The following is a 13,606-nucleotide window of genomic DNA, read 5'->3' as shown; positions in this document are numbered from 1 at the left end:
CCGAAGACGCCCGAGAATCACACCGCCCCCAGAAGTTGACGGTGAAACAGCAGCGCGCCGCGGATCGTGAGGTCAAACTGGCAGCATTCCGCCAGGCGCAGGCACGGCAGAAACGCAACCGCCTCGTCGCTATCGTCACTGGATCGGTAGCCGCTGTCGCCGTTGTGGGTCTACTCATCGGTTTCGTCGTCACGTCGGCCACGCCCAAGCCCGATCCGTCGTCTATCGCCATCGACGGGCTCGAGACGTACCCGGGACTCACCGCGAACCACGTCACCACCCCCGTCGACTATCCGCAGAACCCGCCGGTCGGCGGTGATCATGCGGCCGTCTGGCTCAACTGCGGCGTCTACTCCCAGCCCGTGCCCAATGAGAACGCCGTGCACGCCCTCGAGCACGGAGCCGTCTGGGTCGCTTACGACCCGGCGAAGCTCGATGCTGCCGGCGTCGAGGCACTCCGGTCCAAGCTTCCCGACTCCTACATCGTGGTCTCCCCCGTCGATGGACTCGACTCACCGATCGTCGCCAGTGCGTGGGGGGCCCAGGTCGCCCTCGACGATCCGGACGACGTGCGTCTCGGATCATTCCTCGACCGCTTCTGGCGCTCCAATGACGCACCGGAGCCTGGAGCCGCCTGCACCGGTGGAATCGACGCACCGGGTCGCGTGGCGTGACCGGAGTAGAGCCGGCCGCGGCGAAAAGTCGCTGGCGGCTCGTCACCGCCGGTGTCATCGCAGCAGCGCTCGTTCTGACGGTCGGTCTGGCCGGGGGCTGGATGCTCGCAGCTCGGGGCGCAGACCCGACTTCGACGAGCGCGGAGGCGGGATTCGCGCGCGATATGCAGACCCATCACGATCAGGCCGTGCAGATGGCCCTCATCGTTCGTGACCGCACCGACGACCCAGAAATTCGCAGTCTGGCCTACGACATCGCCACGAGCCAGGCGCAGCAGTCCGGCCAGATGTACGCGTGGCTCAACGACTGGGGAGTCCCCCAAGCACGTCCGGGCGCCGTCATGCAATGGATGTCCACTCCCACGCTCGATGGCGACGCAGACCGCGGACACGGTCACGGCGGCGTGTCCTCGACGAGCACGTCATCGGACGGTTCGGCCGCCGGCTCCGGCGTCATGCCGGGGATGGCGAGCGAGGAAGACCTGGAGCGCTTGCGCAATTCCACCGGATCAGACGCAGAGACGCAGTTTCTGACGCTGATGATCGCGCACCACAAGGGCGGCGTCGACATGGCCGAGGCGATCCTCGACCGCAGCACTCATCCGCTCGTCACGACCCTGGCTCGGGCTATCGTTTTCGCTCAGTCGGGCGAGATCGAGTACATGGAGAGTCTCCTCGCTCAGCGGGCGACGTGATCACCGCGTCGAGCAGTCTCTACGAATCAGTGGTTCGCTGAGTCCAGGCATCGGCGATCTCGCCGAGATGGCGGGATGCTTCGCTCAGCACGTCGGCGCGCGCCGAGTAACGCAATTCACGACCGACCCGCTTCGACGACACCAGTCCGGCTGCGCCGAGGGCGGCGAGGTGCTTTGCGATTGCCTGCCTGCTGACCGGCAGCGATTCGGCAAGCGCCGACGCCGAGAGCTCGGCACCCGCGATCCTGCCGAGAATCTGCCATCTCGTCGCCTCACCGAGAGCAGAACACACCTGCCTCAGGTGTTCGAGATCGTGGGCCACAGAAATACTCCTTCGACGAGACCGGCAGCGGGCGTGGCCAGTCTAAGGCAACCTCACGGTTGCGGTGAGGAGGCTCAGTACCAGTTGACCGACTGCGAGTGCGACCAGGCCGCGCACGGAGTTCCGTAGCCGCGTTTGATGTAGTCCAGCCCCCAGGTCACCTGTGTCGTGGCGTTGGTCTCCCAATCTGAGCCGGCCGACGCCATCTTGCTTCCGGGAAGCGCCTGGGGAATTCCCGCCGCCCCGCTCGACGAGTTCTCGGCCTGGTAGTTCCACCCAGACTCCTTCGTCCAGAGCGAGACCAGGCACGAGAACTGAGCGTCGCCCCAACCGTATTTCGACGCGGCGAGAGACTGCGCGGTGGCCTTCGCACCCGCGACCGTGTTTCCGGCAGCGAGAGCTTCCGCGGCGGCAGCCTCCGCAGCCGCGGCGGCCTCCGCAGCTGCCTGGTCTGCCTGGCTGGCTGCGGCCTGAACGTTCGCCTTCGCCTCGGTGGTCTGCTTCATCAGCGACAGCACGGTGTCTCTGTCGAGCGTCTGATACGACGCAAGGGATGCCACCGTGGTCGACAGCGGCGTCGTGTCGACCTTGTTCTGCACCGCCGCGATCACCTGGTTCGCGTCGTCGATGGTCGCCTTCGCCTTCTGATCGGTCTGTGCCTTGGCAATAGTCGCGTAGACACCCAGCTGCTCATGCTGCAGGCCTGTTCCGCTCGACAGCTGCGCGGTCGCCGCCGCGCGTTCTGCGGCTGCGGAATTCGACTGAACGATGAAGCCGGTGCCGACGAGCGAGCCAGCGACGGCCACAACGGCGGTCGCAGCGAGATAACGCTTGCGGGTGCTCTGTCGGCGGTTCTTGGCCAGCTCACGTCGGGTGGAGGCGGTTCGGGTAGAGGCGGATTGTGGAGCCTGGTGCATGTCGTCCAATGGATCTTCGACCGGCATGCCGAAAGCGAGCGCGCTCGTGGCAGATGCTCGCGTTCCCCCGTGGTTCTCTGTCTGTCCGGAGGGGACGAGGCCGTCATCGCAACCGGGTAAGCGGGGCGTGGCCTCGTGGCGTGACGAATCGGTGTCGGGTGCACCCTCGGCCTCTTTAGGCGCGGGGGCGAAGCCGACAGTATGCGAAGCTGTCCTGAGATTTCACAGTTAAACCCCTGTGCGGCTCGTGCACACGTTCGCGGGTTCGGCCTGTTGCGACAGCCGTGGGCGTGGCATTGTGAGAGTGCAGACGAAGGAGATCATCGATGTCACAGAACGAATCCGCAGCCCGTCCCGGAGCCGACCAGGAGTATCCCGACGCGGCAGGATATCCCGACGGCACAGGCACTCTCGATGAGGGCACCTCAGCGTCCTCGGCCGCTGAGCCCGCCGGAGACGCCGAGGTCGATGAGCTCGAAGAGTTCTCGATGGCCGACGAGGAAGACCTCGAGAACTAGCTCATCGGCCTGGCGGCACCGCCTCGTGCCCCGGTCGACCGTGACTTCGCCTGTCTTCCTTCATCTCCGCCTCGAAGAGATGGCGACGGCCTTCCACGAGCTGCGATCGGGCGGATGCCTCCGCCTCACGGAAAGCTGAATAGTATCCGTCGTCGTACTCCTCGACGATCTGAAAGGTCCACCGGCCATCGATGACGTTGCGGCCGACGAGCACCTCCTCGATGCGCGAGGCGAGCCCGTCATGCCCGGCGTCGCGCAGAAGCTCGACAGATTCGCCCAGCGCCAGATCGGCCGCGCCTGTCAGTCGATGAAACGCGTAGAGCTGGCCGCGCGCCTGTTCGACGATCTCGAGGGCCTCCGACAGCTTTCCCAGTGCCTCCACCGTGGCATCGTCCACCCCCTCAGGTCGTCGATGGCGGGTGTCGGGTTCGTCGTTTGTCGTCATGCCCACCATTGTCATGGACATCGACTCCCTCCTCTCGGGGGTTGATCTCGGTCGCAGCAAGGGGCTTGGCTCCCTGCCACCGACGGGGCAGGATCATTCGCATGGCATCTCCACTCGTACCGGTACCTCTTCCCATGCTCGCGAAGGCAGTCACCGCTCTTCCCGCTGCGGACACTGTGGCCGGCGGTCTCGGCTACGAACCCAAGTGGGATGGTTTTCGCGGAATCGTCTCGTTCGACGGCGACTCCGTGGAGATCTCCAGCCGCGGGGCGAAGCCTCTCACCCGGTACTTTCCCGAACTCGTCGAGGCCTTTCTCTCGCAGCTCTCCGAGCCGTGCATCATCGACGGAGAGATCGTCGTGAGAAAGGGCGCTCCGGGGGCGGAGCGGCTCGACTGGGAGGCGCTCTCGCAACGCATCCACCCGGCGGCCAGCCGCATCCAGAGCCTGTCGACCGAGACGCCGGCGAGTTTCATCGCGTTCGACCTGATGGGTCGCGGCGGTACGTCGCTGATGGAGAAGCCGTTCAGCGAGCGTCGGCGCTCTCTCGATGAACTGCTCGAGACCGCAGTGGCACCGATCCACTGCAGCCAGCTCACGCGGGATGTCGATGTGGCGCGGCGTTGGCTCGTCGAGTTCGAAGGGGCGGGCCTCGACGGCGTCGTCGCCAAGCCCTTGTCCGCGTCGTATGCGCCCGGCAAACGCGTGATGCTCAAGGTGAAGCATCATCGCACCGCCGATGTGGTCGTGATCGGCTACCGGATCCACGCCAGCGGGTCGGGAGTCGGATCGCTGCTTCTCGGCCTCTACGACGACTCCGGGGAATTGCGGAGCGTCGGCGGGGCCACGGCGTTCACAACAGCGCGGCGACTCGAGCTCGTGAACGAACTCGAGTCGGGCGTGGTGCGGAATCCAGATGGCTCCGCAGCCACCGGAGAGGGCGAACGCAGCCGATTCTCGGCAGGCAAAGACGTATCGTTTGTTCGCCTCGAGCCGACGATGGTCGCCGAGGTGCGCTACGACCAGATGGAGGGCTCCAGGTTTCGCCACACGGTGCAGTTCGACCGCTGGCGCCCCGATCGGGACGCCAGCTCGTGCACGTTCGAACAGCTCGAGACGCCTGCCGCCTACGACTTCGGTGCGGTGCTCGCATAACGACGACGGGCGCGCAGACCGATCATCGTGACACCGATCAGCAGAGCGAGCGAGGATGCTCCGACGAGAGCGACGGCGTCGGACGACCCGGTGGCCGCGAGTGCCGGCTTCGGTGCTGCCGCCGATGCGGGATCTCCCGGTGCGGGCGCCACCGGAACGGCCGTGCCGGGAGAGGGAGCCGCCACCCCGTTGATGAGCACGGTGTCGTTGGCGAGCGACGCCGTGGCGAACGCGATTGCACGCGACATGATGCCGAGGGCCTCCTGATTGATGTTTGCGAGATCATCGCCGGCCTGGTGGTAGTTCTGGTCGTGGGTCTCGCCGGCGATGCCGCCGAATAGTGCGACCTCCTCCGCGGTCTTGACGTCGTCAGCGCCCGTGAACAGGCCCGATGCGGGAATGCCGTTGTCGATGAAGGCCTGGTAGTCGCTTCTGCCGTCGAACGACGTTCCGACGAACGGCTGGCCGATAGACGCGAAGTAGTTCTCGAAGACGTCCTCGGTCTCGACGGATCCCTCGGGGATCTCGACATCGGCAGGCACGCTCGATTCGTCGGCGTCATAGGTTCCGATGATGTAGTTGGGCGAGCCGACCATGTCGAAGTTGAGGTAGGTCGCGATTCGCTCGAGCTCATCCGGGTCGTTCACGGCAAGGTCGTCTACATAGTGAGTGGATCCGACGAGTCCGAGTTCTTCAGCACCCCACCAGGCGAACCGCACCTTGTTGTTGAGCTCCCCCTGCTGAGCGAGCTGCACGGCGACCTCGAGCAGAGTAGCTGAGCCGCTGCCGTTGTCGTTGATTCCGGGGCCCTCAGGCACGCTGTCGAGGTGAGAGCCGAGCATCACCACGTTGTCGGGGTTGCCCGTGCTGGTCTCCGCGATGACGTTGAACGTAGAAACGGTCTCGACGCTCTGCTCTAGAGCGACAGAGATGGAGACGGGCGCCTGACCGATGGAGGCCACGAGCGCGGCTCCCCTGTCGGCCTCGATGCCGAACGTCGGCACGGTGCCGTCGGTCACCTCTCCGAATGTGCCGTTCAAGGGTCCAGGCTCCGAGTTGTAGACGATGAGGGCTGGGGCTCCAGCGGCTGCGGCCGCCAGCGACTTCTCAGTGAATGAGCAGACCCCCCGGCTTACGACGGCGATCCGATCCGTCGCGTCGGTGCCCGCCCAATCGTCTGCGGTGCATCCCGTGATCACCGTCGGAAGGATCGCATCGAAGGTGATCGACGGCGTTCCCGGCGTATAGGTCATCGGGATCGCCTGCTCCGGCGTCAGCGTCTCGCCGCCGATCGACACGGACTGCGACGCGATGGTCTGCGTGGCCACGTCGAACACCTGTCGTGATGTGGCGTAGCCCGCCTCGGCGAGCACACTCTCCACGTACTGCCCACTCGCCTCATAGCCCGGGCTTCCGGCGGCTCTGTTGCCGCCGTTGCCGGGTGCGTCGGCGATGTCCTGCAGCGCGCCCAGTCGCTGCATGATCGCCTCGACGGTGACTGTGTCGGCGAATTCGAGAGGCTCGACGGCCCATGCAGCGGTGGAGCCGCCCCACGTCATGGCACCGACCAGAGCGGTGGCGCCCAGAGCGGCGAAGGCGGAGCGTGAACGTGAACGTGAACGGCGTTGTGCCATGCGAAAAAATACCCCCATTGGTCTGGCCCCGTACGATTCGGTGGACCGGTTGCGCCAGCCTAGGGAGACAGCGACGTGCCCCCAAGAGGGGGTATCGGGTTGTTACCCGATCTTTACACCGACGAAACGTGTCAGGGCTGTTTCTTGGCCCTGCTCGGCTGCACGCGCGGCGGCTCCCCCGGCATCTTCGGGTAGTCGGGAGGAAAGGGCAGCTCGCCCAGCCCGTTCTCGGTGTCGCGCGCCCACCATCCGAGAAGCACCTCGATGGAACCCGGAGACGCGTGCATGTGTGTCCATGGGTCTCCTGTGACCGACAGCCTCTCCGGCACGGTCAGAATCGTGAACACCGAGGGATCTGCGCCGTCGAGTTCACTCCACTCGAGAGGGCACGAGACGGGAGCGTGGGCGAGAGCTCGAGGGCTGTAGGCGCCGGCCATCGTGCGATCGCGGTTGGCCTGGTTGTAGTCGACGAAGATGCGCTCGCCGCGCTCCTCTTTCCACCAGTTCGTGGTGACCTCGTGCGGCATGCGACGTTCGAGTTCGCGAGCCGCGGCGATGACCGCGTGTCGTACGTCGAGGAACTCGTGTTCCGGTCGGATGGGTGCGAACACGTGCAACCCACGGTTTCCCGAGGTCTTGATGAACGCATCCAGGCCCGCCTCGGCGAGGACGGCCCGCAACTGGACCGCCACGGGTTTCGCATCGTCGAAGTCGGTGCCCGGCTGCGGATCGAGATCGATGCGCAACTGGTCGGGGAAATCGCTCGAGGACGCGCGCGATGCCCAGGGGTGAAAGACGATGGTGTTCATCTGAGCTGCCCAGACGGCTGCAGCCGGCTCGTCGAGCACGAGTTGCGGATGCGTGCGGCCGCTCGGGTAGACCACCATCTCGCTGCGCACGTAGTCGGGCGCACCCTTCGGCGGATTCTTGGAGAAGAACTGCTCGCCGTCGATGCCGCCGGAGAAGCGCTGCAGCGACACGGGGCGGTCACCGTTCGCGGTGATGAACGGCTCACCGACGGCGACGAGGTAGCGCGCGAGATCGAGCTTCGTGATGCCGGGCTCGGGCCAGATGACCCGATCGGGGCTCGAGATCCGCACCTCGCGATCGCCGTGAGGGCCGGGGACACTGATGCTTGCCGCTTCGCTCGCCATAGGGGGAAGGCTACTCGTGTGGGCGGCGCGGAGTCACTCCCTGCCGCCCACACGAGGTGGTGCGCTACTCGGCCGTCAGCGAGTCGACATAATCGCGGTTCTCCGAGATCCACTTCTCGACGACGGGGCCGAAGTCCTGGCCGTCGTAGTCGACGAACATGGCCTTCTCGAGCGAGTACAGCTGCTCGAGGTCCATCTTGTAGTTGCCGATCCACTTCGCGGCCTGCGGGAACTCCTTCGCGAAGTCCGACTGCGCGAACGCGTGCAGGCTCTCCACGGACGAGAGCGTTCCCTCGGGGTCTTCGAGGTTCTTGATCGGCAGGTCCGTGTACGCCCAGTGCGGCTCCCACAGGGTCACGACGATGTTCTCGCCCTTGTCGGTCGCGCTCTTGAGCTCGGTCAACATCGCGGCCGTCGAGCTCGTCACGTATTCCATGTCCTCGAGACCGTAGGTGGGAATGACCCGCTCAGTGGTGGCCTTCGTGAGGCCCGCTCCGGGCTCGATGCCCACGATCCGGTTGTCGAACTTGTCAGCGTTGTCGGCCAAATCGGCCAGCGAATCGATGGGCGCATCCTCGTTGACCGCGATGGTCAGCTTCGACTCGTCGTTCCAGGCACCGATGTCGACGATGTCATCGCCGTACTCGTCGAGGTACGACGCGTGCGTGTCGGGCAGCCAGACGTCGAGGGTGAGGTCGTAATCGCCGGTCGAGAGGCCCGAGAAGACGGGCGCGACATCGGCATATTCGAGCTCGACGTCGTAGCCCTTCTCATCGAGGATCGCCTTCCAGAGCTCCGACGCGGCGATTCCCTCGTCCCAGCCGTTGAACACGGCGAGGCTGAGCTCTTTCTTGTCGTCGTTGCCGTCTCCGACCGTCTCGGCTTCGACGGCCGCGCAGCCTCCGAATGCAAGGACTCCTGCGGTCGAGAGGGCGAGCAGAGACATGATGCGGGTGCTGTTCTTCATGGGTGTTCCTGTTCTGGGCGACCGGATGGGCCACCCGTCGGGTGAGAAAAGAGTGCGGGTCGCCGTCGGTCAGACGAGGGCGGGGTCGGCGCGTTCCGGCGCCGGCTCCTCGAGGCGCTCCGGAGCCGCAGGTGCGGAGGCTGCCGTCGCGCGGCGGCGCGCGGCCCGTGCGCCGAGCATCCGGCCGAGCACCGTGTCGCCGTCGCCGAGCGCGCCGGTCAGACGGTCGAGGAAGATCGCGAGGATGACCACGGAGAGACCGGCCTCGAAGCCGAGGGCGACGTCGATGCGGTTGAGGCTCGCCACGACCTGTGCGCCCAGGCCGCCGGCGCCGACCATACCGGCGATGACGACCATCGAGAGCGAGAGCATGATCACCTGATTGACACCGGCCATGATCGTCGGCCGGGCAAGGGGCAGCTGAATCTGTCGCAGAATGCGCCAGTGCGAGGCACCGAACGCCTGGCCTGCCTCGACGATCTCCTTGTCGACACCGCGAATGCCCAGCTCGGTCAGCCTGACGCCCGGGGCGAGCGCGAAGATGACCGTCGCCACGATTCCCGGAACGACGCCGACGCGAAAGAGGATGAGCGCCGGGATCAGATAGACGAAGGCGGGCATCGTCTGCATGAAGTCGAGAATCGGACGGATGATGCGCGATGCAACCGAAGAGGTGGCCGCCCAGATGCCGAGCGGGATGCTCACAACGATCGCCAGCACGCTCGCGACGAGAACGAGCGCGAGTGTATCCATCGCGTTCTCCCATTGATCGACGCTCACGATCACGAACAGGCCCACGACGGTGCCGAGAGCGAACTTCCACCCTCGGGCGAGATACCCGAGGACGGCGGCGACCACGATCACGACCCAGAAGGGCGGCGATGCGAGAAGCAGATCGACCACGTCGTATGCGGCCAAGAAGATGGCTCGGACGACGTCGAAGCCCCCACCGAAGGTGTCGGTGACATACGAGATGAACCCGGCAACCCAGGTTCCGAGATCGAGACGGAAGTCTGTCATCGCACGGCTCCTTCCGTCGTCGACTCGCGGAGGGTCTCGGCGATGACCTCCAGCGTCAGAGTCGTCGGAGGAAGCTGCACGGGGATGTCTCCCGTGCTGGTCGACATGTTGCCGAGCGCGGCAAGCAGTGTGACGCGGGGAATGACGCCGAGCAGACGTCCGTCGTCGCCGACGACCGCGATCGGGAGATCGCTGCCCACGGACGGCTCGACCAGATCGACGAGGTGCGCGTCCGTCGGAACGACGGTGGCTTCGTGACGGAGGATCGCCTCGAGATCGTTCTGATTGGACTTGACCTGGCGAAGCACGTCGCGGTCGCGCACGACGCCTGCGAGAGTACGGTCGCGTCGGGTGACGAAGACGGCGGAGGTCTGAAGGTCGCGCATGATCCGCAGCGCCGCGCGGGGCCCGGCAGACAGCGGGATGACGGCCTTCGCGTGCTCCATCACGCTGGAAGCGGTGAGCACGCGGGCCCGGTCGACATCCTGCACGAATTGGGCGACGTAATCGTTCGCCGGGTCGGTGAGGATCTCCTCGGGAGTACCGATCTGCACGATCCGACCGTCGCGCATGACGGCGATCCTGTCGCCGAGGAACATGGCCTCGTTGAGGTCGTGGGTGATGAAGACGATGGTCTTTCCGAGCTTCTGCTGCAGCTCGATGAGCTGTTCCTGCATCTCGCGACGAATCAGCGGATCGAGGGCGGAGAACGCCTCATCCATCAGCAGAACGTCAGTGTCGGCGGCGAGGGCGCGCGCCAAGCCGACGCGCTGTTGCATGCCGCCAGAGAGCTCTCCGGGCAGCGAGTCGGCCCAGCCGTCGAGATTCACGGTGGTGACCATGTCTCGGGCCCGCTTCGTGCGCTCGGCCTTAGAGATGCCCTGGATCTCGAGCCCGTAGGCGATGTTGTCGACCACGGAACGGTGCGGAAGCAGCGCGAAGTGCTGGAACACCATCGAGACCTTCTGACGACGGACGTCGCGCAGCTTGGCCTTGGGCACCCCGGTGATGGGAGAGTCGCCGATGGTCACGCTTCCGCTGGTCGCCTCGAGCAGGCCGTTCAGCATGCGGATGAGTGTCGACTTGCCGGAGCCTGAAAGGCCCATGACCACGAAGATCTCGCCGGGTTGCACATCGAAGGATGCGTCGATGACGGCGGCCGTTCCGAGCGATGACAGCTCCGCTCTGGTGCTGCCCGCTTTGAGCTTGTCGACGATGTCGGATGATCGGCGGCCGAACGCCTTGTAGAGGTTCTCGGCCTTCAGTGCCGGGGTTGTCAGTGTCACGTGAGGAATCTCCATCACGACCGGCGGCGCTCTCGAGTGTTAAAGGCGGTCGCCAGACGTGTTCCGTACTCGCAGACGGGTTGCCGTGATCGCTCTCGTCGCATCACAATGCGCGGGCGGAAGCCATCATGAGATCGCTTCGTCACGGTTTACCGTACGAACCCGCGGCAAGGTGGCCTGCGGATGCGCGTCTTGGGGTGATTGGCCAATGGACCGGGCATAACCGTAACAGCTATTCGACGCGCAGTGGAGCAAAAGTCACCCTCGAACGGGGGTAATCCGCGTGCTCTGATACATCGAATCCAGCACGATCCGCGAGACGACGGCGATCGCGGACGATGCCGATTCGTTACCTTCGGGTAACGTGATGGACCATGGATGCGTACCCAGAGAACCCCCGCACGAACGTTCTTTCGATCGTCACTCTGGTGACGAGCATCCTCGGCTTCGCCATCGTGCCGATCATCCTCGGGCACATCTCGATCAGGCAGATCAGGCGCACACGAGAGCAGGGTCGCGTGATGGCGATCATTGGACTGGTCATCGGATATCTGACCCTGCTCGGCTACCTCATCGCTATCACGGTGGCCGTGGTCATCTTCGTCAGTCGAGGAATGTCAGGCGCCTGAAGATCGTTGACGAAGGAGGATGGCTCGCTCCCAGCGCCATCCGTGCACTCGAACCGAAAGCCGTCCCACATGTCGATTCCGCTGTCCATTCTCGATCTCGCCCCGATCGCGCCCGGGCAGACCGCGCGCGAGAGCTTCGAAGGCAGCGTCGCCCTCGCCCAGGCCGCCGAACGGGCCGGATATCGTCGGGTCTGGTACGCCGAACACCACAACATGGCCAGCATCGCCTCGTCGGCGACGAGTGTTCTGATCGGTTACGTCGCGGCGCACACCTCGTCGATCCGCCTCGGTTCTGGCGGCGTGATGCTGCCGAATCACTCCCCCCTGACGATCGCAGAGCAGTTCGGCACCCTCGAGACCCTCTTCCCCGGACGCATCGACCTGGGCCTGGGGCGCGCGCCAGGAAGCGACCAGAACACGATGCGCGCACTCCGTCGCGACCCCATGTCGGCGGAGTCCTTTCCGCAGGATGTGGTCGAACTCCAGGGTTTCCTGAGCGGTGAATCGCGCATCCCCGGCGTTCAGGCCGTGCCGCGCGCCCGCGGCATCGTGCCGCTCTACATACTCGGCTCGTCACTCTTCGGCGCACAGCTCGCGGCGAAGCTCGGCCTGCCCTACGCGTTCGCGTCGCACTTCGCACCGGATGCGCTGCACGAGGCCGTCGCGGCGTATCGCGGCGGATTCCGGCCTTCCGAGCAGCTCAACGAGCCGCACGTGATCGCGGGAGTCAACGTCGTCGCATCCGATGATCACGACGACGCCGTCGATCAGGCGGCGACGACCAGACGCGCCCGTGTGCGCGGAATGATCTCCCGCGGCCCAGCGACCCCCGACTACAGCGACGCGCAGATCGACGAGTTCCTCACGACGCCGAACGGTCGCCAACTCGCGTCGATGATGACCTACTCCGCCGTGGGCACCCCCTCGGAGGTGCGCGAGTACCTCGAGGACTTCGCCCGCCACGCCCAGGCAGACGAGCTGATCCTCGCCCACCAGTCCCCCGAATTGACCGGACGACTTCGGTCGGTCGAACTCACGGCCGAAGCCATGAACGGGGTGTCCGTCTAGTAGCCGGTTCGTCGGTCACCAGGTGCCGGCGGGAGACTCGATCACCGGAACGGGCGAGTACGACCAGTGGCCGCCGTTCGCGTAATGGCTCGTCGCCCAGGGAGACGCCCAGATCGCCTGCTCGATCTGGGCCGTGGGAGCCGACGACGAGAAGCCGGCCACGATGGCGGAGTAGCCCGGGTTGCTGTGCAGTGCCTCGGCTGCGTTCTCGGCGGCGATGACCAGATTGTCGTAGCTTCCGAGTCCACTGTTGCCGCCAGAGCCCCAGCCGTTGTTCAGCGGATTGTTGCGGTTCCACCAGTTATCGGGGCCATTCTCCTGTCGCATCCACCGCATCATGACCGTGATGTTGTCTTCGGTGCGGGGAAAGTCGCCGAGCAGCAGCACCAGCTCTGCCCAATCCCGATTCGTGCGCCCCTGGGCCAGGCCCTGCACTCCGGCAACGGCCTCGACCGAATCCCGAGTGATCGACGATTGCGTGAGTCCGGCGGGAAGGTCGAACACCTGCTCCGACGCAGCCGATCCGGACACAGCGCTGGCGGCGAGCAACTCATCCTGACTGGGAGGTGGCGGCGGTGCGATCGCGGTGAGGGACGCCATCGCGAGCACTGCGGCGCCGGCGGCGACGGCAAGGATGCGACGCGTCAGTCGTGCGCGTCGGGAGGCGGGTCTGGAAACCGGCCTCGACGGGGGCTCGTGATAGCTGTTCATGGGCGGCTACGCCAACTGTACGCTCGGATCATGCAGGAGTACTTCTCGAGGGACGACGTCTTCGCGGTCTGCGACGCGCTCCCGGCCACGCGCAATGAGAATCCCTTCGGTCCCGAGACGAGCGTGTACAAGGTCGTGGGCAAGGTTTTCGCCCTCACGAACCTCGACGGCGAGCCCGTGACCGTGACGCTGAAGGCCGATCCGCCGCACGCCGAGGCCCTGGTCAGAGACCATGCGTGGATCACGCCCGGCTATCACATGAACAAGCGCCACTGGGTGACTCTCACCCTCGGTCCAGACGTCGATCCGCAGCTCGTCACCGACCTGATCGTGAACTCCTATGAACTCGTCGTGGCGGGGCTCCCGCGCGACAAACGGCCCACCTGACGCCCACACCCACGCGTTGGGCTAC

16 protein-coding genes are annotated in these 13,606 nt (G+C 65.5%); 7 read left to right on the top strand and 9 right to left on the bottom strand.

Annotated features, from left to right (window positions below):
• Positions 1-41 precede the first annotated feature (41 nt).
• Both CCK87_RS05290 and CCK87_RS05285 read left to right on the top strand, forming a co-directional pair.
• Positions 42-674: a DUF3105 domain-containing protein gene (locus CCK87_RS05290; protein WP_249273735.1), complete on the top strand. Its 633-nt coding sequence runs from the start codon at positions 42-44 to the stop codon at positions 672-674.
• On the top strand, positions 671-1,369 hold the full coding sequence (locus tag CCK87_RS05285) for a DUF305 domain-containing protein (RefSeq protein ID WP_249273734.1): 699 nt from the start codon (positions 671-673) through the stop codon (positions 1,367-1,369). The genes CCK87_RS05290 and CCK87_RS05285 overlap by 4 nt, the downstream gene beginning before the upstream one ends.
• Before the next feature lie 19 nt (positions 1,370-1,388).
• Here CCK87_RS05285 and CCK87_RS05280 read toward each other — a convergent pair whose 3' ends face one another.
• The gene (locus CCK87_RS05280; protein WP_170927166.1) at positions 1,389-1,691 is read right to left on the bottom strand and encodes a metalloregulator ArsR/SmtB family transcription factor; all 303 of its coding nucleotides are present in this window, start codon (positions 1,689-1,691) and stop codon (positions 1,389-1,391) included.
• A gap of 74 nt (positions 1,692-1,765) precedes the next feature.
• Positions 1,766-2,635 carry a hypothetical protein gene (locus CCK87_RS05275; protein ID WP_249273733.1) on the bottom strand — a complete coding sequence of 290 codons (870 nt, stop codon included), beginning with the start codon at positions 2,633-2,635 and terminating at the stop codon, positions 1,766-1,768.
• 299 nt (positions 2,636-2,934) lie between these two features.
• On the opposite strand from CCK87_RS05275, the gene CCK87_RS05270 reads away from it, so the two are divergent.
• Entirely contained in the window at positions 2,935-3,126 is a 192-nt protein-coding gene (locus tag CCK87_RS05270; RefSeq protein ID WP_086460450.1) for a hypothetical protein, read from the top strand.
• Between the two features lies 1 nt (position 3,127).
• Here CCK87_RS05270 and CCK87_RS05265 read toward each other — a convergent pair whose 3' ends face one another.
• Complete coding sequence (locus tag CCK87_RS05265) at positions 3,128-3,571, bottom strand: hypothetical protein (protein WP_170927165.1); 444 nt, start codon at positions 3,569-3,571, stop codon at positions 3,128-3,130.
• Positions 3,572-3,672: 101 nt separating this feature from the next.
• On the opposite strand from CCK87_RS05265, the gene CCK87_RS05260 reads away from it, so the two are divergent.
• On the top strand, positions 3,673-4,725 hold the full coding sequence (locus CCK87_RS05260) for an ATP-dependent DNA ligase (protein WP_086460448.1): 1,053 nt from the start codon (positions 3,673-3,675) through the stop codon (positions 4,723-4,725).
• Here the strand turns inward: CCK87_RS05260 and CCK87_RS05255 are convergent.
• The 5 genes from CCK87_RS05255 to CCK87_RS05235 all read right to left on the bottom strand — a co-directional run bounded on the left by CCK87_RS05255 (position 4,698) and on the right by CCK87_RS05235 (position 10,801).
• A complete protein-coding gene (locus tag CCK87_RS05255; RefSeq protein ID WP_170927164.1) occupies positions 4,698-6,359 on the bottom strand; it encodes a M20/M25/M40 family metallo-hydrolase in 1,662 nt (553 codons plus the stop codon). The genes CCK87_RS05260 and CCK87_RS05255 overlap by 28 nt on opposite strands.
• Positions 6,360-6,490: 131 nt before the next feature.
• A complete protein-coding gene (ligD, locus tag CCK87_RS05250) occupies positions 6,491-7,513 on the bottom strand; it encodes a non-homologous end-joining DNA ligase (RefSeq protein ID WP_086460446.1) in 1,023 nt (340 codons plus the stop codon).
• A gap of 64 nt (positions 7,514-7,577) precedes the next feature.
• The gene (locus CCK87_RS05245) at positions 7,578-8,480 is read right to left on the bottom strand and encodes a glycine betaine ABC transporter substrate-binding protein (protein WP_086460445.1); all 903 of its coding nucleotides are present in this window, start codon (positions 8,478-8,480) and stop codon (positions 7,578-7,580) included.
• 69 nt (positions 8,481-8,549) lie between these two features.
• A complete protein-coding gene (locus tag CCK87_RS05240) occupies positions 8,550-9,500 on the bottom strand; it encodes a proline/glycine betaine ABC transporter permease (RefSeq protein ID WP_086460444.1) in 951 nt (316 codons plus the stop codon).
• Positions 9,497-10,801: a glycine betaine/L-proline ABC transporter ATP-binding protein gene (locus CCK87_RS05235; RefSeq protein WP_170927215.1), complete on the bottom strand. Its 1,305-nt coding sequence runs from the start codon at positions 10,799-10,801 to the stop codon at positions 9,497-9,499. The genes CCK87_RS05240 and CCK87_RS05235 overlap by 4 nt, the downstream gene beginning before the upstream one ends.
• A gap of 359 nt (positions 10,802-11,160) precedes the next feature.
• Between CCK87_RS05235 and CCK87_RS05230 the strand changes: the two genes are divergently transcribed.
• Entirely contained in the window at positions 11,161-11,415 is a 255-nt protein-coding gene (locus CCK87_RS05230; RefSeq protein WP_086460443.1) for a DUF4190 domain-containing protein, read from the top strand.
• Positions 11,416-11,484: 69 nt separating this feature from the next.
• The gene (locus CCK87_RS05225) at positions 11,485-12,483 is read left to right on the top strand and encodes an LLM class flavin-dependent oxidoreductase (RefSeq protein ID WP_086460442.1); all 999 of its coding nucleotides are present in this window, start codon (positions 11,485-11,487) and stop codon (positions 12,481-12,483) included.
• Between the two features lie 15 nt (positions 12,484-12,498).
• On the opposite strand, the gene CCK87_RS05220 is transcribed toward CCK87_RS05225, so the two are convergent.
• Entirely contained in the window at positions 12,499-13,194 is a 696-nt protein-coding gene (locus tag CCK87_RS05220; protein ID WP_086460441.1) for a hypothetical protein, read from the bottom strand.
• A 30-nt stretch (positions 13,195-13,224) separates the two neighbouring features.
• Between CCK87_RS05220 and CCK87_RS05215 the strand changes: the two genes are divergently transcribed.
• Positions 13,225-13,581: an MmcQ/YjbR family DNA-binding protein gene (locus CCK87_RS05215; RefSeq protein WP_086460440.1), complete on the top strand. Its 357-nt coding sequence runs from the start codon at positions 13,225-13,227 to the stop codon at positions 13,579-13,581.
• Positions 13,582-13,606: the final 25 nt, after the last annotated feature.

The sequence above is a fragment of the Agreia sp. VKM Ac-1783 genome, assembly GCF_900177765.1.
Lineage (GTDB): Bacteria > Actinomycetota > Actinomycetes > Actinomycetales > Microbacteriaceae > Agreia.
This window is presented reverse-complemented; position numbering and strand designations above follow the sequence as displayed.

Coding starts and splice junctions, on each gene's coding strand:
- CCK87_RS05240 (WP_086460444.1), bottom strand. CDS start 9,500: ATGACAGACTTCCGTCTCGATCTCGGAACCTGGGTTGCCGGGTTCATC.
- CCK87_RS05260 (WP_086460448.1), top strand. CDS start 3,673: ATGGCATCTCCACTCGTACCGGTACCTCTTCCCATGCTCGCGAAGGCA.
- CCK87_RS05225 (WP_086460442.1), top strand. CDS start 11,485: ATGTCGATTCCGCTGTCCATTCTCGATCTCGCCCCGATCGCGCCCGGG.
- CCK87_RS05245 (WP_086460445.1), bottom strand. CDS start 8,480: ATGAAGAACAGCACCCGCATCATGTCTCTGCTCGCCCTCTCGACCGCA.
- CCK87_RS05255 (WP_170927164.1), bottom strand. CDS start 6,359: ATGGCACAACGCCGTTCACGTTCACGTTCACGCTCCGCCTTCGCCGCT.
- CCK87_RS05270 (WP_086460450.1), top strand. CDS start 2,935: ATGTCACAGAACGAATCCGCAGCCCGTCCCGGAGCCGACCAGGAGTAT.
- CCK87_RS05265 (WP_170927165.1), bottom strand. CDS start 3,571: ATGACGACAAACGACGAACCCGACACCCGCCATCGACGACCTGAGGGG.
- CCK87_RS05220 (WP_086460441.1), bottom strand. CDS start 13,194: ATGAACAGCTATCACGAGCCCCCGTCGAGGCCGGTTTCCAGACCCGCC.
- CCK87_RS05235 (WP_170927215.1), bottom strand. CDS start 10,801: ATGGAGATTCCTCACGTGACACTGACAACCCCGGCACTGAAGGCCGAG.
- CCK87_RS05275 (WP_249273733.1), bottom strand. CDS start 2,635: ATGCCGGTCGAAGATCCATTGGACGACATGCACCAGGCTCCACAATCC.
- ligD (WP_086460446.1), bottom strand. CDS start 7,513: ATGGCGAGCGAAGCGGCAAGCATCAGTGTCCCCGGCCCTCACGGCGAT.
- CCK87_RS05230 (WP_086460443.1), top strand. CDS start 11,161: ATGGATGCGTACCCAGAGAACCCCCGCACGAACGTTCTTTCGATCGTC.
- CCK87_RS05215 (WP_086460440.1), top strand. CDS start 13,225: ATGCAGGAGTACTTCTCGAGGGACGACGTCTTCGCGGTCTGCGACGCG.